This window comes from Cereibacter johrii (genome assembly GCF_001720585.1).
Taxonomy (GTDB): Bacteria; Pseudomonadota; Alphaproteobacteria; order Rhodobacterales; family Rhodobacteraceae; genus Cereibacter_A; species Cereibacter_A johrii.
The window spans coordinates 1-19,833 of sequence record NZ_MABH01000043.1 but is presented as its reverse complement, the minus strand read 5'-3'; the positions used below and the strand labels follow the sequence as shown (position 1 = coordinate 19,833).

At 69.2% G+C, this 19,833-nt stretch carries 19 protein-coding genes, 1 tRNA gene and 1 pseudogene; 10 read left to right on the top strand and 11 right to left on the bottom strand.

All coding sequences use genetic code 11. From position 1 onward, the window contains the following. The first annotated feature begins 88 nt into the window (after window positions 1-88). Complete coding sequence (locus A9O63_RS02600) at window positions 89-757, top strand: invasion associated locus B family protein (RefSeq protein ID WP_069330532.1); 669 nt, start codon at window positions 89-91, stop codon at window positions 755-757. A 66-nt stretch (window positions 758-823) separates the two neighbouring features. Here A9O63_RS02600 and A9O63_RS02595 read toward each other — a convergent pair whose 3' ends face one another. From A9O63_RS02595 to A9O63_RS02580, 4 genes are read right to left on the bottom strand one after another with little or no spacing between them, the layout of a single operon-like run. Further along, window positions 824-2,032 (bottom strand): beta-ketoacyl-[acyl-carrier-protein] synthase family protein, encoded by a 1,209-nt coding sequence (locus tag A9O63_RS02595; protein ID WP_069330531.1) that lies wholly within the window; start codon window positions 2,030-2,032, stop codon window positions 824-826. An 11-nt stretch (window positions 2,033-2,043) separates the two neighbouring features. Further along, the gene (locus A9O63_RS02590; RefSeq protein WP_041669409.1) at window positions 2,044-2,310 is read right to left on the bottom strand and encodes an acyl carrier protein; all 267 of its coding nucleotides are present in this window, start codon (window positions 2,308-2,310) and stop codon (window positions 2,044-2,046) included. Window positions 2,311-2,343: 33 nt separating this feature from the next. Then, on the bottom strand, window positions 2,344-3,435 hold the full coding sequence (locus tag A9O63_RS02585; protein ID WP_069330530.1) for a UDP-3-O-(3-hydroxymyristoyl)glucosamine N-acyltransferase: 1,092 nt from the start codon (window positions 3,433-3,435) through the stop codon (window positions 2,344-2,346). 48 nt (window positions 3,436-3,483) lie between these two features. Beyond that, window positions 3,484-5,094 carry a L,D-transpeptidase family protein gene (locus A9O63_RS02580; RefSeq protein WP_084295534.1) on the bottom strand — a complete coding sequence of 537 codons (1,611 nt, stop codon included), beginning with the start codon at window positions 5,092-5,094 and terminating at the stop codon, window positions 3,484-3,486. Window positions 5,095-5,412: 318 nt separating this feature from the next. Here A9O63_RS02580 and A9O63_RS02575 point away from each other — a divergent pair, with 318 nt between their 5' ends. Then, window positions 5,413-5,979, top strand: coding sequence for a YcbK family protein (locus A9O63_RS02575; protein WP_009562233.1), 567 nt, complete (start codon window positions 5,413-5,415; stop codon window positions 5,977-5,979). Between the two features lie 141 nt (window positions 5,980-6,120). Here A9O63_RS02575 and A9O63_RS02570 read toward each other — a convergent pair whose 3' ends face one another. Next, the gene (locus tag A9O63_RS02570; protein ID WP_069330528.1) at window positions 6,121-6,855 is read right to left on the bottom strand and encodes an RlmE family RNA methyltransferase; all 735 of its coding nucleotides are present in this window, start codon (window positions 6,853-6,855) and stop codon (window positions 6,121-6,123) included. Then, on the bottom strand, window positions 6,852-7,988 hold the full coding sequence (locus tag A9O63_RS02565; protein ID WP_009562235.1) for a Ppx/GppA phosphatase family protein: 1,137 nt from the start codon (window positions 7,986-7,988) through the stop codon (window positions 6,852-6,854). Before A9O63_RS02565 ends, A9O63_RS02570 begins: the two co-directional genes overlap by 4 nt. Before the next feature lie 269 nt (window positions 7,989-8,257). Here A9O63_RS02565 and A9O63_RS02560 point away from each other — a divergent pair, with 269 nt between their 5' ends. The 7 genes and pseudogenes from A9O63_RS02560 (at window position 8,258) to A9O63_RS02535 (ending at window position 14,237) form a co-directional block, all read left to right on the top strand. Further along, a complete protein-coding gene (locus A9O63_RS02560) occupies window positions 8,258-8,551 on the top strand; it encodes a virulence factor (protein ID WP_069330527.1) in 294 nt (97 codons plus the stop codon). Between the two features lie 28 nt (window positions 8,552-8,579). Further along, window positions 8,580-9,509, top strand: coding sequence for a methylenetetrahydrofolate reductase (locus A9O63_RS02555; RefSeq protein WP_069330526.1), 930 nt, complete (start codon window positions 8,580-8,582; stop codon window positions 9,507-9,509). Then, window positions 9,506-10,480: a methyltetrahydrofolate cobalamin methyltransferase gene (locus A9O63_RS02550; RefSeq protein ID WP_069330525.1), complete on the top strand. Its 975-nt coding sequence runs from the start codon at window positions 9,506-9,508 to the stop codon at window positions 10,478-10,480. Before A9O63_RS02555 ends, A9O63_RS02550 begins: the two co-directional genes overlap by 4 nt. 134 nt (window positions 10,481-10,614) lie before the next feature. Further along, the gene (locus A9O63_RS02545) at window positions 10,615-12,636 is read left to right on the top strand and encodes an ASKHA domain-containing protein (protein WP_069330524.1); all 2,022 of its coding nucleotides are present in this window, start codon (window positions 10,615-10,617) and stop codon (window positions 12,634-12,636) included. Window positions 12,637-12,713: 77 nt separating this feature from the next. Next, window positions 12,714-12,803: pseudogene (locus tag A9O63_RS22565) on the top strand (urate hydroxylase PuuD); the annotation flags it as partial. A 414-nt stretch (window positions 12,804-13,217) separates the two neighbouring features. Further along, window positions 13,218-13,291, top strand: a tRNA-Gly gene (locus A9O63_RS02540). Between the two features lie 616 nt (window positions 13,292-13,907). After that, complete coding sequence (locus A9O63_RS02535; protein WP_069330523.1) at window positions 13,908-14,237, top strand: hypothetical protein; 330 nt, start codon at window positions 13,908-13,910, stop codon at window positions 14,235-14,237. Window positions 14,238-14,683: 446 nt separating this feature from the next. Here the strand turns inward: A9O63_RS02535 and A9O63_RS02530 are convergent, their stop codons facing one another. The 5 genes from A9O63_RS02530 to A9O63_RS02515 all read right to left on the bottom strand — a co-directional run bounded on the left by A9O63_RS02530 (window position 14,684) and on the right by A9O63_RS02515 (window position 19,068). Then, on the bottom strand, window positions 14,684-15,280 hold the full coding sequence (locus A9O63_RS02530; RefSeq protein WP_069330522.1) for a c-type cytochrome: 597 nt from the start codon (window positions 15,278-15,280) through the stop codon (window positions 14,684-14,686). Continuing rightward, the gene (locus A9O63_RS02525; RefSeq protein WP_069330521.1) at window positions 15,277-16,533 is read right to left on the bottom strand and encodes a PQQ-dependent sugar dehydrogenase; all 1,257 of its coding nucleotides are present in this window, start codon (window positions 16,531-16,533) and stop codon (window positions 15,277-15,279) included. The genes A9O63_RS02530 and A9O63_RS02525 overlap by 4 nt, the downstream gene beginning before the upstream one ends. Before the next feature lie 285 nt (window positions 16,534-16,818). Beyond that, a complete protein-coding gene (locus tag A9O63_RS21720; protein WP_084295532.1) occupies window positions 16,819-16,986 on the bottom strand; it encodes a hypothetical protein in 168 nt (55 codons plus the stop codon). Next, window positions 16,983-18,110 (bottom strand): YeeE/YedE family protein, encoded by a 1,128-nt coding sequence (locus A9O63_RS02520; RefSeq protein WP_069330520.1) that lies wholly within the window; start codon window positions 18,108-18,110, stop codon window positions 16,983-16,985. Before A9O63_RS02520 ends, A9O63_RS21720 begins: the two co-directional genes overlap by 4 nt. A 10-nt stretch (window positions 18,111-18,120) precedes the next feature. After that, window positions 18,121-19,068 (bottom strand): sulfurtransferase, encoded by a 948-nt coding sequence (locus A9O63_RS02515; RefSeq protein ID WP_069330519.1) that lies wholly within the window; start codon window positions 19,066-19,068, stop codon window positions 18,121-18,123. A gap of 330 nt (window positions 19,069-19,398) precedes the next feature. Here A9O63_RS02515 and A9O63_RS02510 point away from each other — a divergent pair, with 330 nt between their 5' ends. Further along, entirely contained in the window at window positions 19,399-19,746 is a 348-nt protein-coding gene (locus tag A9O63_RS02510) for a RidA family protein (RefSeq protein WP_069330518.1), read from the top strand. Window positions 19,747-19,833: the final 87 nt, after the last annotated feature.

The window sequence follows — 19,833 nt, the reverse complement described above, 5'->3', positions numbered from 1 at the left end:
ACCCGCAGGCCCTCGCGCATTTGGCACCTGACACTGTGGGGCGGGCGTGCTACAGCGCGCTCGACATAATGTGAGGACAGGATCGCGCATGTCGAGCAAGCAACTGAAAACCCTCTGCGTCATGGCCCTGGGCATCGCCCTTGCGCCCGCCGCCTGGGCACAGGAGACGCCGGCCGCCCCGGCCGCCGAAGCTCCCGCCGCGCAGGCGCCCGCCGAAGGCGCCGCGGCTCCGCAGGGGCTGTCCATGGGTCAGGAAGACCAGGCCGACGGGATCGGCTCCACCTATGTCGCCGCGACCCACGGCGACTGGGAACAGCGCTGCGTCCGCACCGAGGACGGTGCCGACCCGTGCCAGATGTATCAGCTTCTGAAGGACGGCGAAGGCAACTCGGTGGCCGAGATCAGCATGTTCGCCCTGCCCGCGGGCCAGCAGGCCGCAGCCGGCGCGACCATCGTGGCGCCGCTCGAGACGCTGCTCACCGCCAATCTGACGATGGGCGTCGATGCGGCCAAGCCGAAGGTCTATCCCTTCTCCTGGTGCAACCGCGCGGGCTGCTTTGCGCGCGTGGGCTTCACCCAGGCCGAGGTGGATGCCTTCAAGAAGGGCAACAAGAGCGTCGTGACCATCGTTCCGGCCGTGGCGCCGGATCAGAAGGTCGCGCTGAACGTCTCGCTGAAAGGGTTCACCGCCGCCTATGACGCGGTGAAGAGCTCGAACGAGAAGGCCGAGGCGGCCCAGAAGCCCGCCGCGGAATAATCTTCCGAACGCAACCGAGAGACGCCGCCCGCAACCCGGGCGGCGTTTCGCTTTCGAGCCGCCCGATCAGACCCGCCGCAGGGCGAGCACGGCGTTCAGCCCGCCGAAGGCGAAGGCATTCGACAGCACCACATCCACCCGCGCCTGCCGCGCCACGTTCGGCACCACGTCGAGCGCGCATTCCGGATCCGGCTCCTCGTAGCCGATGGTGGGCGCGATCACGCCCTCGCGCAGCGCGAGGATGCAGGCCAAGAGCTCCACCGCCCCCGTCCCGCCGATCAGATGCCCGTGCATCGACTTGGTCGAAGAGATCATCAGCCGATCGGCGTGATGGCCGAACACATCCGCCACCGCGGCGCATTCGGTCTTGTCGTTGGCCGCCGTCCCGGTGCCATGGGCATTGATGTAGCCCACCGCATCCGGATTGACCCGCGCATCCCGCAGCGCCCCCTCGATCGCCCGCGCCGCGCCGAGCTTCGAGGGCATCACGATGTCGGACGCGTCCGAGGTCATGGCAAAGCCGATCACCTCGGCGAGGATCTCGGCGCCCCGCGCGCGGGCATGCTCGTACTCCTCGAAGACGAAGATCGCCGCGCCCTCGCCCTGCACCATCCCGTTGCGATTGAGCGAGAAGGGCCGGCAGGCGTCCTTCGACATGACCCGCAGACCCTCCCAGGCCTTGATGCCGCCGAAGCAGAGCATGGCCTCGGATCCGCCGGTCAGCATCGCCCGCGCCATCCCCGAGCGCACCATCTGGAAGGCCTGCCCCATCGCATGGTTCGAGCTGGCGCAGGCGGTGGCCACCGTGAAGGAGGGTCCGCGAAGCTGGAACTCCATCGACACATGCGAGGCGGCCGCATTGTTCATGAGCTTCGGGACGACGAACGGATGGACGCGGTTCTTCCCCTCCTCGTAGACCACCCGGTAATTCTCGTCCCAAGTGTTCACGCCCCCGCCCGCGGTGCCGAGGATCACCCCCGCCTCGAGCCCGAGGCTGCCCGCAAAGGTCAGCCCCGATTGCGCCACCGCCTCGCGGGCGGCGAGCAGGGTGAACTGGGTGAACTTGTCATAGAGGACGATCTGCTGGCGGTTGAAATGCGCCTCGGGATCCCAGTTGTGGACTTGGCCGCCGATCTGGATCGACAGCCGGTCCTTGTCGCGGATGTCGAGCTCGGTGATGCCGCAGCGCCCCTCGCGGAAGGCGGCCAGCGTGCCCGCCACGTCGTGCGCCAGCGCGTTGATCGTGCCGGCGCCCGTGATGACCACTCGTTTCATGCGCTGTCCGTTCAGGCAGCCTGCTGGGCCACCAGCCCCTCGACCGCGGCGACGATGGCGCGCACCGACGAAATGTCGAAGCCGCTCGCCTCCGGATCGTTGGCGTTGAAGGGCACCGAGATGTCGAAGGCTTCCTCGATGGCGAAGATCGATTCGACGAGGCCCAGGCTGTCGATGCCCAGCTCTTCGAGCGTGGCATCCATCTTCACGTCGGAGGGCTCAAGCACCGCCTGCTCCGCAATGATCGCTATGACTTTATCCTGAACGCTCTGTGCCATGGTCTTCCCCTTGCACCGTCTGGTGGCGGTGATTTAGTCACTCTGCCCCTTCAATGAAACAGCTTTCTGAAGCGCCGCCACGGTCGCGGCCAGCCGCGGCAGACGGCGCATCGCCTTCTGGATCTCGATCTGCGTTTCCATCTTCACCGCCGGATCGCCGAGGATCACCCGGCCCGCCGGCGCATTGGTGCGGATCTTGGTCGAGCCGCCGGCGATCACGTCGTCGCCCACGAAGATATTGTCCGAGACACCGACCTGCCCGCCGAGGACCACCCGGTTGCCGATCCGGGCCGAGCCCGCAATGCCCACCTGCCCGCAGAGCAGGCAATCGGAGCCGACCTGCACATTGTGGCCGAGCTGCACGAGATTGTCGATCTTGGTGCCGTTGCCCACCACCGTGTCGCGGATCGTGCCGCGGTCGATGGTGGAATTGGCGCCCACTTCCACATCGTCGCCCAGACGGACCGACCCCAGCGAATGGATCCGCACCCAGGATTGCTGGCGGATCTCCTCGCGCTCGCCCAGCGTCTCGCGGATCTCCTCGACCCCGGATTTCTCGGGCGTGACGAAGGAGAAGCCGTCCGCGCCGATCACCGCGCCCGGCTGGCAGATGAACCGGTCGCCGATCCGCACCCGCGCGCCGATCCGCGCGCCCTGCAGGATCAGCGCGTCCGCCCCGATCTCGGCGCCCTCGGCGATCGAGACATGGCTTGCGATCCGGGCATTGGGCCCGATGCGGACCTGCGCGCCGATGGTGACGAAGGGCCCGATGGCCGCGCCCTCGCCGATCTCGGCCGTGGGATCGACCAGCGCCATCGGATGCACGACGCGGGCGATCTGCGGGCCGGGATCGAGCATCCGCGACAGGCCCGCCATGGCGAGGCGCCCGCGCGGCACGAAGATCGCAGCCTCCAGCCCCAGCGCCTGCCAGTCGGCTCCCTGCCAGAGCATCGCCGCGCGCGCCGCACCCTGCCGGATCCCCTCGGCGTAACGCGCATCCATGGCCAGCGCCAGCGCGTCGGCATCGGCCGCGGCAGGCTCTGCCGCGTGCGTCACGACGAGATCGAGATTGCCGGCGGCCTCGGCGTCCAGCGCCGTGGCGATCTCGCGGATGGTATGGCCCATGGTGCCGCTCCGAACCGTCGGCGGCCCGCTGCCGCCCCGCCTGAAGATTTAGCCCTGAACCGCGCCCGGCACCACCCCGGCCTCGGACAGCGCCTCGAAGATCACCCCGTCGCGGCCGTAGATGTCGTCGCGGTAATTCATCCGTCCCGTGGGCCCGGCCCAGGCGGTGAAATAGACCAGATGCACGGGCACCGGCTTCTCGAGCCGCACGACGCTCTCCTTGCCGCTCGACAGATGCGACTGGAACAGCCCCTCGGGGTCTTCGGACTGCGCGGCGAGCAGCGCATGGGCGAAGTCGAACGGTCGGCCCAGACGGATGCAGCCATGCGAGAAGGCGCGCACCTCGCGGTCGAACAGCGACTTCGACGGCGTATCATGCAGATAGATGTTCCACTGGTTCGGGAACATGAACTTCACCAGCCCCAGCGCATTGCCGTCGGATGGCGGCTGCCGCATCGAGAAGGGGAAGTTCCGGGCATTGTAGGCGTTGAAGTTCACCGCACCGCGGCTGACCTCGCGGCCGCGGCTGTCGATCAGCTTCAGATGGCCCGCGGCATTCGGGTTGCGCTGCAGAAGCGGCAGATACTCCTTCGTGGTGATCGACCGCGGCACATGCCACGACGGGTTGATCACCATATATTCCATCTCGTCCGAGAATTCCGGCGTCCGCTGGTCCGGGCTGTCCTTGCCGATCACCGACCGGGTCTCGAACGTGACCTTGCCATTGTCGATGAGGCGGGTGGAGAAGTCGGCGAGGGTCACCCAGACATGCCGCTCGCCGCGGTCGATGCTGAGCCAGCGTTCGCGTTCGAGCGCCACGAGGATCGACCTCAGACGCGCCTCGGGCGCCACGTTCAGCGCGGCGATGGTGCCCTCGCCCGCCACCCCGTCGGGGCTGAGCCCGTGATCGGTCTGGAAGGACCGCACCGCGGCCGCCACCTCCGCATCGTAGCTCGCGGCGGTGCTGCGCCCGAGATAGCCCATCGCCATCAGTCGGTCGCGCAGCGCAAGAAAGGCCGGGCCGGTGGCGCCGGGCTTCAGCTTGCCCCCGGGCACCTCCGCCCCCCAGCCGCCCGCGGCGATGGCCGCCTCGAGATCCAGCCGCGCCCGCATCAGCCGGGCATAATCCGGCCCGCGCGGCGCGAGACTGTCGAGGAAATGCACCGGGTTCGCCTCGAAGGCCGTAAGCACGCTGCGCGGATCCAGCCGCTTCACCGCCCGCTTGATGCCGGGATCGACCTTGCCCGGCTCCAGCGCGCCGCCGTGCAGATCGTGCGCCCAGGCCAGAAGCGCCTGCGTCATCGCCACTTCGAGCCGCCCGCGGTCGGCTTCCGTCCGGGCCGCGCGGAAGCGCGCGATCAGCGCCGAGGCATCGTAGCGCTGCACCGGCAACCCGTGCGCCGGCGCCTCGGCGATGGCCGTCAGCAGCGCCTCGCGGCGGGCGGCATCCTCGGGCCCGGTCCACAGCGTCCGGTAGGAGCGGGCCGCATAGAATTGCGCGATCAGCTCGCTCCGCCCCGCAGCCCCTGCCACCGAGCGGCTGAAGGGCGTCAGCTCGACCGGGGCCGCCGGGGGATTCGCGAAAGCCTCCGCTCCGAGCGCCACGGACAGACAGAGGGCAAGTCCGAAACCGGTCTTGCGACGGAGGGGGGAGGACATTGGCACCTCAAGCGGGGATGGTCGCTGCATTCTCTACCAACTTCGGCTATTTGCACCGCGGCGTAAATCCGGCACCGCGCGGCCCGCGGCTTTTGTCGCTTTTTCGTCACGCCGCGCAACTTTCCCGATCCCGCCGATCCTCAGGCTATCGTTCAGCAATTTTTTGCCTATCGGGCCTTAACTGCGCCGGTGCGGCCAATCCGGGCCTTCTGTTGCAGGGAACCATATGGCATAGGAGGTAAGCACTTGGGGACGAGTAGCAAAGAAAGCCGCCGGAACAGGCGGACAGAAGACCAGGCGACGGGACAGGCGCTCATCATGACACTGACGAACACGCTCATCACGCGGCGCGGCCTTTTGGGTGCGTTTGCCGCCACGGCCGTGGTTGCGGCTCCCACCTACGCGAATGCGTTCGGATTTCTCCGCGGAGCGGGCGATGTGCGACGGATCCGCATGTATTCGGGTCGCACCGGCGAGTCGATGGACACGATCTACTGGATCGAGGGCGAGTACATTCCGGAAGCCCTCAAGGAAATCAACCACTTCATGCGCGACTGGCGGACGAACGACGTGATCCGCATCGACGCGCGCACGGTGGACATCATGGCGGCCTCGCATCGCCTGATGGATGTGAGCGAGCCCTACATGCTCCTCTCGGGCTACCGCTGTCCCAAGACCAACGCCATGCTGCGCTCGCGGTCGAGCGGCGTGGCCCGGAACTCCCTCCATCTCAAGGGACAGGCGGCCGACCTGCGGTTGAAATCCCGCTCGGTGGGCCAGATGGCGAAGGCCGCAGAAGCCTGCGCCTCGGGCGGCGTCGGCCGCTACTCGCGCTCGGACTTCGTCCATATGGATTGCGGCCCAGTCCGCCACTGGGGCCGCTGAGCCTCCCCTTTCTTTCGTGCAGGATCACGGGCGCCTTTGGGGCGCCCTTTCTTTTGGCCCGTCGGCCGCCCCTGTGTTCCGGTCATGGCAAAGGGCGCCTCGAAGGCGCCCTGTCTTCGGCCCCGCCCGACGCAGACCGGCTCAGGCCTCGCCGTCCTCGGGCTCGGACGCACGTCCGCGGAAGCCCATCGCCACCACGAACTTCTCCGAACTGTCGGCCCGGCTCGCCGGCGGCTTCACGTTGGCAACCTTGGTGAAATTCCTTTTCAGGATGGCCTGAAGCTCGTTCTCGGCCCCGCCCGCCAGCACCTTGGCCACGAAGGTCCCGCCTTCCTCCAGCACGTCGAAGGCAAAGGCCGCGGCCGCCTCGCACAGCGCGATGATCCGCAGGTGGTCGGTGCCCTTGTGGCCCGAGGCGGCGGCGGCCATGTCGCTCATCACCACATCGGCCCGCCCGCCCAGCCAGCCCTTCACCTTCTCGTCGGCATCGTCCGACAGGAAGTCGAGCTGGTGGATCTCGGCGCCGCTGATCGGCTCGACCTCCTGCAGGTCGACCCCCAGCACCGTGCCCTCGGGCTTGTTCTTGCGCTGGCCGAGCGCATTCACCCGCTCGACCGCCACCTGACACCAGCCGCCGGGCGCGCAGCCCAGATCGACCACGCGACCGCCTGGCTTGAGGAACCCGAACTTATCGTCGAGCTCGAGGATCTTGTAGGCCGCCCTGCCCCGGTAGCCTTCCTTCTTGGCGCGGATGACGTAGGGGTCGTTCAACTGCCGCTCGAGCCAGAGCGTCGAGGAGAGCTTGCGCCCCTTCGCCGTCTTCACCCGCACGCGCAGCTCCCGCTGTCCCCGGCCCGATGTGTTCTTCGTGGTCATTTGTAGGGTCCGTCTTCCAGAACGCCGTCCGCGCTCATCTGTGCATAGAGAAGCCCCTCGCGGAGGCCGCGGTCGGCCACCGACAGCCGGTCCGTGGGCCAGATCCGCATGAGGGCTTGGAGAATCGCCGCGCCCGACATGATGAGCGAATGCCGCTCGCGTCCGATGCGTGGGTCGGTGCGCCGCCCCTCGGGGCCGAGGGTCAGGTAGTCGCGGATCACCGTGTCGATCTGGTCCGAGGTCATGTGCAGCCCGTCCACCTTGGTCCGGTCGTAGCGTCGCAGGCCGAGGAACGACGCCGCGACCGTGGTGATCGTGCCGGAGGTGCCGATGATCTGGAACCCCTCGCGCGGGTTCTCGGCATTGTAGGGCGAGAAGCTCGCGAGATTCTCCTCGAAATACCAGCTCATCAGCGCGAAGCGCGCGGCATCGTCGTCCACGTCGCCGAACTGGTCCTTGAGGGTCGCCACCCCCAGCGGGACCGAGATCCAGTCCACCACCCGCGCCTCGGGCCCGATCCCCTGCGGCGTGAAGCCGGAATGGAGCCGCATGATCGCCCTGGGCCGGTCCTCGCGCGGGACGGCCGACAGATCGATCCAGACGAGCTCGGTCGAGCCGCCGCCGATATCGACCACCAGAAGCTGCTCGGTGCGCCGCGAGACGAGCGGCGCGCAGGAGATGACCGCCAGCCGCGCCTCTTCCTCGGGCGCGATGATCTCGAGCGCGAGGCCCGTCTCGCGCCGGATCTGGCGGATGAAGTCTCGCGCATTCCGCGCCCGCCGGCAGGCCTCGGTCGCCACCAGCCGCATCCGGCGCACCTGATGCTTCTCGATCTTCTTCTGGCAGATCCTGAGCGCCTGGATCGTGCGCCCCATCGAGGCGCGCGACAACCGGCCGGAGGCCTCCAGCCCGACGCCGAGCTGCACGGTCTTGGAAAAGGAATCCACGACCTGAAACTGACTGCCCTTCGGCTGGGCAATCAGCATGCGGCAGCTGTTCGTGCCGAGGTCCAGCGCCGCATAAAGCTGCCCCCGGTCGCTTGGCGGGGTGACGGAAGGTTCCACTGCTGCGCCGACGATCAGCTCGTCGCGCGCCGGGATCGCGTCCGCACCCCTGGGACGCTCGGGCGTCATCGTCGCCCTCCATTCATGGTTGCTCCAAGAGTATGCGCGCGAGCCTCCCGCCGCAAGGTCGGATCGTCGCAGGGAGCACACCCGAGGCCGCACGGCGGCAGGGCCGGCAGCCACCCCGGACCCCTTTGACGCGCCTGCGATTGTGGCGCGCGGGGGACGGCCGGCACCGCCCGGAGGGGCCGCGTCGCTCCGCGCGCGCACCATGTCGAAAACCGACAGCGAGCGCGGCATTGCGACGCGTAAGAGAAGCCGAGGAAGAGGAATCGCCGATGCCCGAAGTCACCATCGTCTACTGGCGAGATATCCCGGCCCAGGTCATCGTGGGCCGCGGCCGGAGGGGCTCCAAGGCGCCCCTGCCGGAACGTTTCGAACAGGCGATCGACCGCTGCGCCATGAAGATCGGCGCGAAGGACAGCGACGCCTACCTCGCCGAATGGCGCAAGGCCACGCACGAAGCCGAGGGCGAGCCCGAGGCGCTCGCACGCTCGGAAGCCGACCGTCTCGACCGCGATTACGATGCCGCGCGCCTCCGGGCGCTTATCGACAACGATGGCCGGGCCTGACCTGCCCCGCCGCCTGAAGGAGGCCGCCATGGCGCTTTTCCGACTCCGCCGCGAGGCGGCCGCTCCCTCCGCTCCCGCCCCCGTCGAGGCGCTGCTGAAGGGCTATTCCATCGAGGTGATGCCGCGCACCGCCGAGAAGGTCGCGGACTTCCGCGACCTGCTGCCCCGCGGCACCCGGGTCTATATCGCCCATATCGACGGCACGCCCATCGAGGAGATGGTGGCGACCGCGAAGCGCCTGAATGCCGAGGGCTTCCCGGTGATGCCGCACTTCCCGGCGCGCATCATCAAGGACCGCGCGACGCTTGCCGACTGGATCGCCCGCTACCGCGGCGAGGCCGACGTGAAGCAGGGGCTGATCCTCGCCGGCGGCCTGCGCGCCCCGCAGGGCGACTTCCATTCCTCGATGCAGCTTCTCGAAACCGGGCTCTTCGACGGGTTCGAGCGGCTGCATGTGGCGGGCCATCCCGAGGGCTCGAAGGACATCGATCCCGATGGCTCGGACCGGATGGTGATGGAGGCGCTGCGCTGGAAGCAGGCCTTCTCCGAGCGCACCGACGCGAAGATGGCCATCGCCACCCAGTTCTGCTTCGAGCCCGACCCGGTGATCGCCTGGGCCGAGCGTCTGGCGGCCGAGGGCATCCGGCTTCCGATCCATATCGGCATCGCGGGCCCCGCCAAGCTTCAGACCATGATCAAGTTCGCCGTGGCCTGCGGCGTCGGCCCCTCGATGCGCGTGCTCCAGAAGCGCGCCATGGATGTGACCAAACTGCTCCTGCCCTACGAGCCCACGGAGTTCGTCAGCGGCATCGCGGCGCACAAGGCCAAGAACCACCTGTTCGGCATCGAGTCCGTGCATTTCTTCCCGCTTGGCGGGATAAAGACCAACGCCGAATGGGTGACCGCGAACGGCGGCCGCTCCGGCATCCCGGCCAACATGGAAAAGGTTGAAGCATGACCCGTACCGTCCTCGAGTCCAAAACGAAAACCGTCGTCATCGGCTTCGACGAGCCCTTCTGCGTGATCGGCGAACGCATCAACCCCACGGGGCGCAAGAAGCTGGCGGCCGAACTCGAGGCGGGCGATTTCTCGACCGTCGAGAAGGACGCGCTCGAGCAGGTCGCCTGCGGCGCCACGGTTCTCGACGTGAATTCGGGGGCGGTCTTCACCAACAAGATGGCCGAGGATCCGCGCTACGCCGACAACAACTTCGTCGAGCCGCCGCTGATGAAGGAACTTGTCTCGCGCATCCAGGCCATCACCGACGTGCCGCTCTGCATCGACAGCTCGGTGCCCGGCGCGCTCGAGGCGGGCCTGTCGGCCTGCGAGGGCCGGCCGCTCCTGAATTCGGTGACGGGCGAGGAGGAACGGCTGGAACTCGTCCTGCCGCTGGTCAAGAAATACAACGTGCCGGTGGTGGCGATCTCGAACGACGACACCGGCATCAGCCAGGATCCCGACGTGCGCTTCGCCGTGGCCAAGAAGATCGTCGAACGCGCGGCGGATTTCGGCATTCCCGCGCATGACATCGTGGTCGATCCGCTGGTGATGCCGGTGGGCGCCATGGCCTCGGCCGGCCAGCAGGTCTTCGCCCTCGTCCGCAGGCTGCGCGACGAGCTCGGCGTGAACACGACCTGCGGCGCCTCGAACGTCTCCTTCGGCCTGCCGAACCGGCATGGGGTGAATGCGGCCTTCCTGCCCATGGCCATCGGCGCGGGCATGACCTCGGCCATCATGAACCCGGTCCGCTCGGTCGAGATGGAGGCGATCCGCGCTGCCAACATGCTGATGAACCACGATCCGAACGGCAGCGAATGGATCCGCTTCTCGCGCATCCTCGATGCGGTGAAGGAGGGGGCCACCTTCCCCGAGGCCTGCGCCGCGCAGGCCGCCGCCGGCGGCCGCAGCCGTCGCCGCGCCCGCGCCTGACGGGGCTTCGGACCGGGCGGCCCTGCCCGGTTCCCGCGCATCCGCGCGACATCCTGCGGGGGAGCGGCTGGCACCAGCGGCTCCCCCGTCGCATATCTGCCCGAGCCTGGCTTTCCCTGACGGAGTTCCCGCCCATGTCCGATCCGCTGGTCATCTTCACCCCCTCGGGCAAGCGCGGCCGCTTTCCGGTCGGAACGCCGGTCCTCACCGCCGCGCGCCAGCTGGGCGTGGATCTCGATTCGGTCTGCGGCGGGCGCGGGATCTGCTCGAAATGTCAGGTCCAGCCGGGCTTCGGCGAATTCGCCAAACATGGGGTGACGGTGGCGCGCGATGCGCTTTCAGACTGGAACGCGGTCGAAGAGCGGTATCGCGCAAAGCGCGGCATGATCGACGGCCGCCGCCTCGGCTGTCAGGCGCAGATCCTGTCGGACGTGGTGATCGACGTCCCCCCCGAGAGCCAGGTCCACAAGCAGGTGATCCGCAAGTCCGCCGCCGAGCGGGAGATCGCCATGGATCCCGCGACCCGCACCCTCCTCGTCGAGGTGGCCGAGCCCGACATGCACGAGCCCTCGGGCGATTTCGAGCGGCTGCAAACCGCGCTTCGCGAGCAGTGGGGCGTCGAGCGGGTCGAGGCCGACCTCTCGATCCTGCGCCGTCTCCAGCCCGCGCTGCGCAAGGGCGGCTGGAAGGTCACCGTGGCGCTCCACCGCGGCAATCACGATGCCGCGCCGCGCATTCTCGATCTCTGGCCCGGCTTCTTCGAGGGCGCCATCCACGGCCTTGCCATCGACCTCGGATCGACCACCATCGCGGCCCATCTCTGCGACCTGCGCGACGGGCGGGTGCTGGCCTCGAGCGGCCTCATGAACCCCCAGATCCGCTTCGGCGAGGATCTGATGAGCCGGGTGAGCTATGCGATGATGAACCCCGGCGGCGATGTCGAGATGACCCGTGCCGTCCGCGAGGCCATCGACCGGCTCGCGCAGGAAATCGCGGCCGAGGCGGGCGTCGATCCCGCCTCGATCTACGAGCTCGTCTTTGTCTGCAACCCGGTCATGCACCATCTGCTGCTCGGCATCGATCCCGTCGAGCTCGGTCAGGCCCCCTTCGCGCTCGCGACCGGCTCGAGCCTTTCGCTCGGCGCCCGCGACCTCGAGTTGTCAGCTGTCAACCCGGCGGCGCAGGTCTATGTCCTGCCCTGTATCGCGGGCCATGTCGGGGCCGACTGCGCCGCGGTGGCTTTGGCCGAAGAACCGCAGACCTCCAAGGACATGGTGCTGATCGTCGATGTGGGCACCAATGCCGAGATCCTGCTCGGCAACGAGGCCCGGGTGCTGGCCTGCTCCTCGCCCACCGGCCCCGCCTTCGAGGGCGCGCAGATCTCGTCGGGTCAGCGCGCAGCACCCGGGGCCATCGAGCGGGTCGAGATCGATCCCGCCACCAGGGAGCCGCGCTTCCGCGTGATCGGCTGCGAGCTCTGGTCGGACGATCCGGGATTCGCCGAGGCCGCGGGTCCGATCACCGGCATCTGCGGCTCGGGCATCATCGAGGCGGTGGCCGAGATGCGGATGGCGGGGCTTCTCGATGCGCGCGGCCTGATCGGGTCGGCCGAGCAGACCGGCAGCCCGCGCTGCGAGCCCGACGGGCGCACCCACTCCTATCTCCTCCACGATGCCAGCGCCGCGGGCGGCCCGCGCATCCTCGTGACCCAGGGCGACATCCGCGCCATCCAGCTGGCCAAGTCCGCGCTCTATGCAGGGGCGCAGCTTCTGATGGACGAGATCGGCATCGAGAAGGTCGACCGCGTGGTTCTGGCCGGTGCCTTCGGCGCCCATATCAGCCCCCGGCACGCGATGGTGCTGGGCATGATCCCCGACGTGCCGCTCGAGAAGGTGGTCTCCGCCGGCAATGCCGCGGGCACGGGCGCCCGGATCGCCCTCGCCTCGGTCGCGGCGCGGGACGCGATCGAGGCGCTGGTGCACCGGATCCACAAGGTCGAGACCGCCATCGAGCCGCGCTTTCAGGAGCATTTCGTGGCGGCGAACGCGATCCCCCACGCGACCGCCCCCTTCCCCTGCCTGCGCGCGATCGTCAGCCTGCCCGAACCCGCCTTCAACAGCGGCGGCGGCAGCGAACGCCGTCGCCGGAGGAGCTGATCCGCCCGCAGGGACGGCGGTGCCGAGTCACAACCGGGGCGCGCCTGCGGCCCTCCTGCCAGCCGCAGACGGCGCGCTATACGCAGATCTTCTCGGGACGGGCGGCGCTCCTGCATCCGGGGGCCTTCACCGCCACCATCATGAGCGGGAACGTCTTCCTGACCATCCCTCGCTCCCCACCCGGACGTGGAAGGAGCGCCGCAGAGGTCCGGTCGACTTCCAGCGCAAGAAGCGCGCGCCTCGCTCGCCAGGAGTCCCGGAGGCGCCGCCGAGAGGGGCGGCGACGGGCGGGCGGCGGGCCCAAGCAGACGCGATGGCAAAGACTGCTATCGCCCGGACAAGGCAGGCGGCGCAGGCACCCTGCGGAGAGGCGGGGGACTGCCGCGTTGCAGCCTCTCGGCCGACATACTCCTCCCATGGAGCCGGGTCTCCCGGAGGCGCCTGCCGAGCTTAGGCACGGGTCGCACGGCGTCCGTCCGCGGCGATGGCGGCTTCGGCGCCCTCTGCCGCCGAGGCCTTGGATGAACACCGCATCCAACCGCTTGACGAGGCGCCTTGGCTGGCTTAGGTGGATGCCTGACGCGGGTGTAGCTCAATGGTAGAGCAGAAGCTTCCCAAGCTTACGACGAGGGTTCGATTCCCTTCACCCGCTCCAACTTCCCACTAAAATTCTCTTTGTCATGCGGGCACTTGCCTATCCCGGAAGCGGCGCATGATGCTGCCGCTCCGAATGTCGCAATCGGCGCATACGGCACGATTCCGGCACCGGGTTCCCAGTGATCCCCAGCCTGTATTCGCGAGTCCTGCGGGAGAACATCCACGGAAGCGTCGCCGCTGCCGACGACTGGTCCGAGATTTCGGCGAAGGCGGCGGAGGCGCTCGACCTCTGGTTCGAGGACGGACCGGCCGTCGAGCCTGCCCCCTCCGGGGCTCTCTCAGGGCGCGGTGCCGGCGGGGTCAGGCGGGCATGGCGGCGATGTCCCGGCCGGAGCGCGGACGGGCCGCACAGGCGCGTCGGGCGCCTGTTTCCTTCGGTCCGGGAAGAGGGATCTCGCCTTCGGGCCGCGGGCGTCCGGAACCGGGTGGGGCCGGCCCGGTCCTCGGGGGCCGGTTCTTTCAGAAGTGAGAAAGTGGCCATCCTCGCTGCGCGATCCGCTCGGGCCGCGGGGAGGTCATCTCGTCTCATTGTCCGCACGGATTGCCGGATCTATGCAGGATCCGTCCCCGGCCGGAGCCTGCCTCGTGCCGGGGCCGGATCGGAAGGATTAGCCATGTTCCTCTTTCTCACCCTGTCGCTCGCCGTCTCGCTGGCCCTTCTCTTCGGGGCGACCGAGATCGAGCGGCGCGCCATCGTCGGGCGCTACACCGGCGTCAACGGGCTCGCGATCCTCTGCTGCTTCACGCTCTCCTTCGCGGGCTCGCTCGTGGTCGTGGCGCTGGCGACCGTCTGGGGCGGCTGGAGCTACCTGCTGCACCTGCTGCCGGGCACGATCCTCTACCACTTCTTCATGGGCGTCTCGCTGGTGCACGGCCTGCAGAAGACCTCCGAGCGAGTGGCGCTGGAGGATCAGGCCATGCGCCGAGGTGCTGCCTTCGCCTGAAGCCCCGCCCCGCCGTCAGGGGACCGGGCGTTTCGAGGGACCGCCGCGGCTCGGGATGCTGGAGGATCAGGCCATGAGCTTCGGCGCCGCTTTCGCGCGACGCCCTGCCCCGCCCTCAAGAGCGGGCGCTTCAAGGGACTGCCGCAGCGCGGGACGCTGGCGGATCAGGCCATGAGCTTCGGCGCCGCTTTGGCCTGAGGTCCCGCCCCGCCCTCAAGAGCGGGCGCTTCAAGGGACCGCCGCAGCTCGGGACACTGGAGGATCAGGCCATGCGCCGCGGTGCCGCTTTCGCGTGACGCGCTGCCCTGCCCTCAAGAGCGGGTGTTCCCTTGGGACTGCCGCAGCGCGGGCGATGGGGGAGCGGGCTGCGTGGCCCGCCGCCCGTTCGCCTGAGGCCCGGCCCGACCCTCAGGGGGCCGGGCGCGCGCCCCGGGGGACCGGCGCCGTCACGGGGGTGGGTCGATCTCGATCTGCACGGCCGCATACCAGTCGGCGGCCGCGCGGATCTCGGCGTCGGTGAGCTCTGCCGCGATCGGCGACATGATCTCGTGCGTCCGCTTGCCGGTGCGGAAGGCCTTGAGCTGGGTCTCGATATAGACCGCGTTCTCGCCCGCGAGGTTCGGCGCATCCTCGAGCACGGCCACCCCGTCGGCCCCGTGGCAGAGCGCACAGGCCTCGGGCGCCGCATGGGGATCGACGCCGGGCTTCAGCGCCACATGGATCTTCTGCATCGCGAACCACGCCGAGAGGTCGGCGATCTGCGCATCGCTGAGCGAGGCCGCGACCACCGACATGATCTCGTGCTGGCGCGTGCCCGATCGGAAGGCCTCGAGCTGGTGGCGGATGTAGGACGGATGCTCGCCCCCGATATGGGGGGCGATGGGGATGCGGGCGAAGCCGTTGAGCCCGTGGCAGGTGCGGCAGAGCCCCGCCGCCACCTTGCCCGCCGCAGGATTGCCCTCGGGCGCCGCCGGCTGCTCGGCGGCGACGGACTGGGCGAGGAGAACCCCGCCCAGACCGCCGAGAAACGCGAGCCTCCTCATTCCGGCTGATACCAGATGCGGTAGATCGCGCCCGCGAGATCGTCCGAGACGAGGATCGATCCGTCGCGGAGCTGCGCCACATCGACGGGCCGGCCGAGATATTCCCCGTTCTCGTCGATCCAGCCCTCGGCGAAGGGCTTCGTGGTGGCGGTGCCGTCCTCGGCGAGCGTCGTCACCATGACGCGCGCCCCCACGGGCGTGGTGCGGTTCCACGAGCCGTGCTGCGCCGAGAAGATGGCGCCGCGATATTCCTCGGGGAACATCGAGCCCGTGTAGAACATCATGCCGAGATCGGCCGCATGGGCGTCCATCTCGACGACGGGCATCACGGCATCGGCGGGCGGCTCCTCGTCCTTGTATTCGTTGGTGCGGATGCTGCCGCCGCCATACCAGGGGAAGCCGAAGTTCTGGCCCGGCCCGGTGGCGCGGTTGAGCTCGCCCGGCGGAATGTCGTCGCCCATCCCGTCCACCTGATTGTCGGTGAACCAGACGTTGCCGGTCTCGGGGTCGATGTCCATGCCGACCGAGTTGCGGATGCCGCGGGCGAAGACCTCGCGGCCGGTGCCGTCGGTCTTCATCCGCACGATGCCGCCGATGCCCCACTTGTCGTAGAGCTCGCGCTTCTCGGGCGCGGGCACGTTGAAGGGCTGGCCCAGGGTAATGTAGATCATGCCGTCGGGGCCGATGTCGCAGACGCGGGCGGTGTGGTTGAAGCTCTCCTCCTCGACCGGGATCAGCTCGCCCTGCTTCACGAGGTTGAAGGCCGCCACATCTCCCGATTCATAGAAGAATTCGGCTGCGGGAAAGAGAAGCACGCGGTTCTGCTCGGCGATGTAGAGGAAACCGTCCTTCGAGAAGCAGGGCCCGTTCGGGATGGTGAAGCGCAGCGAGGGGGCGAAATCCTTCACCTCATCGGCCACGCGGTCCTTGTTGCGGTCGGTGACGGCCCAGACCTTGTCCTTCCGGGTGCCCACGAAGGTCACGATGCCCTGCGGCCCCACCGCCATGTGGCGCGCATCGGGGACGACGGCATAGAGGCCGATGCGGAAGCCCTGCGGCAGCTCGATCCGCTCGAGGTTGCGCTTGATGCCTTCGGCGAACTCTCCGCCCTGCTCGACGAAGGTGAAGTCGGTGGCACCGGTGCTCTGGAAATTCGACAGTTTCTCGAGATTGTCGGGCACATCCGCCGCTTGCGCATGGGCCAGTCCTGCGGTCAGGGAAAGGGCCGCGAGGGACGTCGTCAGTCGCTTCATGTTTTCCTCCCTTGTTGAACCGTCATACCCGGAGAGGCCGCGGCCGAGGGCGGCGCAGCAGGGATCCGGACTGTCGTGCAGAAACGGCTCCGCCTCCCAACGGCGCCGTGCGGTCAGAATAGCTGACCGGTTCACGCGTCTGTCAACGAAAATTCCGCAAGCCATGGGTCGGGCGCGGCGGAGAAGGCGTCCGGCGCCTGCGAGGGGCGGCCGAAACGCGAACGGCGCCCCGGAGGGCGCCGTTCCTGTCGGACGGTCGGGCAGGATGCCCCCGAGGGCGCTCCGTCAGGATCCGGCGGCGGAACAGTGGGCGCCGCCCGGGGCGAGCCCCGAGCCGAGCGCGAGGATCGGCGGCGCCTGATAGGGATTGGGCGGCGCGCTGACCGCCGTGTCGAGGGCCAGCACACCGGCCACCGCCAGCACCACCACGAGCGCCACGGGCTTGCGGGTCATCGCGGCCCCTCCAGTCCGAGGCCGGGCCGCAGGCGGATCCCCAGCGAGGAGCCGGCAAAGGCCGCGACGAACCAGACCCAGCCATGCAGGCTGCCGGTCGAGATGCCGCTGAAGAAGGCGCCCACGTTGCAGCCGAAGGCCAGACGCGAGGAATAGCCCAGAAGCAGGCCCGAGACGATGGCCGCGATCCACGCCTTGGCCGGAAGACCGGGCACCGCCGAGCCGAGGCCGCCGCGCCAGAGGCTCACGCCCACCGCGCCCGCGATCATGCCGATGTTGGTGAGCGAGGTCACGTCGGTCAGCAGGCTCTCGCGCAGACGCTCGACCTGGGCGGGCGCGCTCCAGAAGGCCGAGCCCGAGAGATCCGCCCCCATCGCGACGGCCCCCTTGGCGGCCCAGAGGCCGAGGCCGTAGACCACGCCCCAGGGCTGGCCCGCCACCACGAGGTTCAGAAGCGCGAGCCCCGCGAGCGCCGCCGCCGCGATCCAGAGCCGCCGCGGCAGCCGCGCCCCGCCGGGCACGCCGAACCAGACGGCCAGAAGCGCCACGGCGGCCAGACCCGCCAGCGTCACCGCAAGGCCGCCCGTCCCACTCAGCACGACGAGGGGCGCCATGCCGAAGCCGTTCCACCAGTCGATGTTGTAGGCGCCGAGGAAGCTGCCCACGGCGAAGAAGGGCAAGGCCACCGCCGCCACCGCATTGCCGCTGCCCGCATTGACGAGCGTTCCCGAGCCGCAGCCCAGCACCAGCTGCATGCAGATGCCGAAGACGAAGGCGCCGCCGACCATCGACCAGCCGACCGGCGCATGGGCGCCGGCCAGCTCGGCCGGATGGGCGGCCAGAAGCGGGATCGCCACGATCGCCACGAGCCCGATGGCGAGAAGCTGCGCCAGAAGGCCCGCGGGCTCGCGCCGCAGGATCATCGCGCGCCAGGGGCCCGCGAAGCCGAAGCGCAGCCCCTCGAGCGCGATCCCGAAGCCGAGGCCGATCGCGAGCAGAAGCCCGTAGCGCGCCCCCGCCATCACCGCGACCGCGCAGACGGCGAAGAGCGCCGCGCCCAAGAGCAGGCTCTTGCCGCCGGGGCCCGCCGGGACCGGCCCGGCGGCCGCCATGGTGTCCGTCATGTCGCGATCCTCAGAAGACGCCGGAGATCTGGTTCCAGAGGTTCTGGATCGGCCCCGGGACATTCTCCATCGGCAGGCCCGCGTTCGACCAGCCCACCATCGATTCGGGATAGAGCTTCACATTCTCGACGCCCGCGAGCTCGCTCAGTGCGAACCAGTTGGTCGCGGCCCAGTGGCCGGTGTTGCAGAAGGAGATGAGCTCCTCGCCGTCGGTATAGCCCGCCTCGGTGGCGAGGCTCTGGGCGCGGTCCGCATCGATGATCGCCGGATTCGAGCCGAACCAGCGGTCATGGGTGAAATATTCCGACTGCGGCAGCGTGCCCGGACGGGCCGCGGCGGGAGCGGCCTTCTTGCCTTCCCAGAACTCCTGCGGGCGGGCGTCGATGAGCTTGGCCTCTTCCTTGCCCTCGACCACCTGCTGCACCTCGTCCTGGGTGGCGAGCCAGCGGTCGGAGAAGGTCACGGTGAAGTCGCTGGGCTCGGGGGTCACGGCCTCGGTGCTGAGCGGAAGGCCCGCCTCCTGCCAGCCGCGCATGCCCCCGTTGATGATGGCAAGCTGGCTCACGCCGCTCGACTTGAGGGTCCAGTAGACGCGGGCGGCCGCCCCGAAGTCGGTGGCGTCCTTGCCCTCGTGCACGATGACCGTGGGCCGGTCGGCGGTCACGCCGAGCCCGCTCAGGATCCCCGTGAGTTTCGCGGCCTCGGGCACCTGACCCGGGTTCTCCTTCGGGCCGCGGAAGAGGCCGTAGGGCGCGGGCACCGCGCCGGCGATATGGCCCGTCTCGTAGGGCGTGGCCGCGCCCTCCTCGCCGGTGCGGATATCGAGGAACAGCGCCTCGCCCGAGGCCTGCGCCTCGGCCGCCTGCTCGGGCGTGAGGAGCGGCCCGAAGCCCGTCTGGGCGAGAGCGGGAGCGGAAACGGCCACAAGAGCCGCGGCGGCGAGCGGGATCAGTCGCATGGCGTCACATCCTGAATCTGGGGTCGCTCCTCAGATCGGCCGGCAGAGCGGAAAAATCAAGTCAGGATGTTCCGGTAAGGCCCGCCGGAGGGGGCGGAAGGCCGGAACGTTCTTCCGGCCTCAGGCGCGGAGGAGACGATCGTTCCGGGACGGGCCGCAGGCGGGGAATATCCGCACGCCGCCGCGCGCCGGAGCGGGACGGATGTCGTTTGTTTCAGGGAGAGCCCAAGCGCGGCCGCCGCGCTTCGGGTCACGCCGGGCGCGCCGCAGGAGAGGGTTTCGCGCCCGCCGCCCGTGGGCTAACAGGAGGCGTCACTTCAGGAGGCTTTGATGACCGAAATCACCCGCTTCGAAACCGGCGCCCGCATGAGCCAGGCCGTGACGGCCAACGGCATGGTCTGGCTGGCAGGCCAGGTCGGCAATCCCGGCCAGTCGGTGGCCGAGCAGACCCGCACCTGCCTCGCCGAGGTGGACCGGCTGCTGGCTCTGGCCGGCACCGACAAGACGCGCATCGTCTCGACCCAGATCTGGCTCGCCGACATGGCCGATTTTGCCGAGATGAATGCGGTCTGGGACGAGTGGGTGCCGCAGGGCCATTGCCCCGCCCGCGCGACCGGCGAGGCGAAGCTGGCGGCGCCCGACTACAGGGTGGAAGTGATCGTCACCGCGGTGCTCTGATCACGGAACGTCCGGGGCGGGCCCCGAAGGACCGGGGGCGCTGCCCCCGGACCCCCGGGATATTTGCGCCAGCGTGAAAGCGCGCGG

Excerpts from the sequence above, each read along its gene's own strand:
- A9O63_RS02600 (WP_069330532.1), top strand. The coding sequence starts at position 89 with ATGTCGAGCAAGCAACTGAAAACCCTCTGCGTCATGGCCCTGGGCATC.
- A9O63_RS02595 (WP_069330531.1), bottom strand. The coding sequence starts at position 2,032 with ATGAAACGAGTGGTCATCACGGGCGCCGGCACGATCAACGCGCTGGCG.
- A9O63_RS02590 (WP_041669409.1), bottom strand. The coding sequence starts at position 2,310 with ATGGCACAGAGCGTTCAGGATAAAGTCATAGCGATCATTGCGGAGCAG.
- A9O63_RS02585 (WP_069330530.1), bottom strand. The coding sequence starts at position 3,435 with ATGGGCCATACCATCCGCGAGATCGCCACGGCGCTGGACGCCGAGGCC.
- A9O63_RS02580 (WP_084295534.1), bottom strand. The coding sequence starts at position 5,094 with ATGTCCTCCCCCCTCCGTCGCAAGACCGGTTTCGGACTTGCCCTCTGT.
- A9O63_RS02575 (WP_009562233.1), top strand. The coding sequence starts at position 5,413 with ATGACACTGACGAACACGCTCATCACGCGGCGCGGCCTTTTGGGTGCG.
- A9O63_RS02570 (WP_069330528.1), bottom strand. The coding sequence starts at position 6,855 with ATGACCACGAAGAACACATCGGGCCGGGGACAGCGGGAGCTGCGCGTG.
- A9O63_RS02565 (WP_009562235.1), bottom strand. The coding sequence starts at position 7,988 with ATGACGCCCGAGCGTCCCAGGGGTGCGGACGCGATCCCGGCGCGCGAC.
- A9O63_RS02560 (WP_069330527.1), top strand. The coding sequence starts at position 8,258 with ATGCCCGAAGTCACCATCGTCTACTGGCGAGATATCCCGGCCCAGGTC.
- A9O63_RS02555 (WP_069330526.1), top strand. The coding sequence starts at position 8,580 with ATGGCGCTTTTCCGACTCCGCCGCGAGGCGGCCGCTCCCTCCGCTCCC.
- A9O63_RS02550 (WP_069330525.1), top strand. The coding sequence starts at position 9,506 with ATGACCCGTACCGTCCTCGAGTCCAAAACGAAAACCGTCGTCATCGGC.
- A9O63_RS02545 (WP_069330524.1), top strand. The coding sequence starts at position 10,615 with ATGTCCGATCCGCTGGTCATCTTCACCCCCTCGGGCAAGCGCGGCCGC.
- A9O63_RS02535 (WP_069330523.1), top strand. The coding sequence starts at position 13,908 with ATGTTCCTCTTTCTCACCCTGTCGCTCGCCGTCTCGCTGGCCCTTCTC.
- A9O63_RS02530 (WP_069330522.1), bottom strand. The coding sequence starts at position 15,280 with ATGAGGAGGCTCGCGTTTCTCGGCGGTCTGGGCGGGGTTCTCCTCGCC.
- A9O63_RS02525 (WP_069330521.1), bottom strand. The coding sequence starts at position 16,533 with ATGAAGCGACTGACGACGTCCCTCGCGGCCCTTTCCCTGACCGCAGGA.
- A9O63_RS21720 (WP_084295532.1), bottom strand. The coding sequence starts at position 16,986 with ATGACCCGCAAGCCCGTGGCGCTCGTGGTGGTGCTGGCGGTGGCCGGT.
- A9O63_RS02520 (WP_069330520.1), bottom strand. The coding sequence starts at position 18,110 with ATGACGGACACCATGGCGGCCGCCGGGCCGGTCCCGGCGGGCCCCGGC.
- A9O63_RS02515 (WP_069330519.1), bottom strand. The coding sequence starts at position 19,068 with ATGCGACTGATCCCGCTCGCCGCCGCGGCTCTTGTGGCCGTTTCCGCT.
- A9O63_RS02510 (WP_069330518.1), top strand. The coding sequence starts at position 19,399 with ATGACCGAAATCACCCGCTTCGAAACCGGCGCCCGCATGAGCCAGGCC.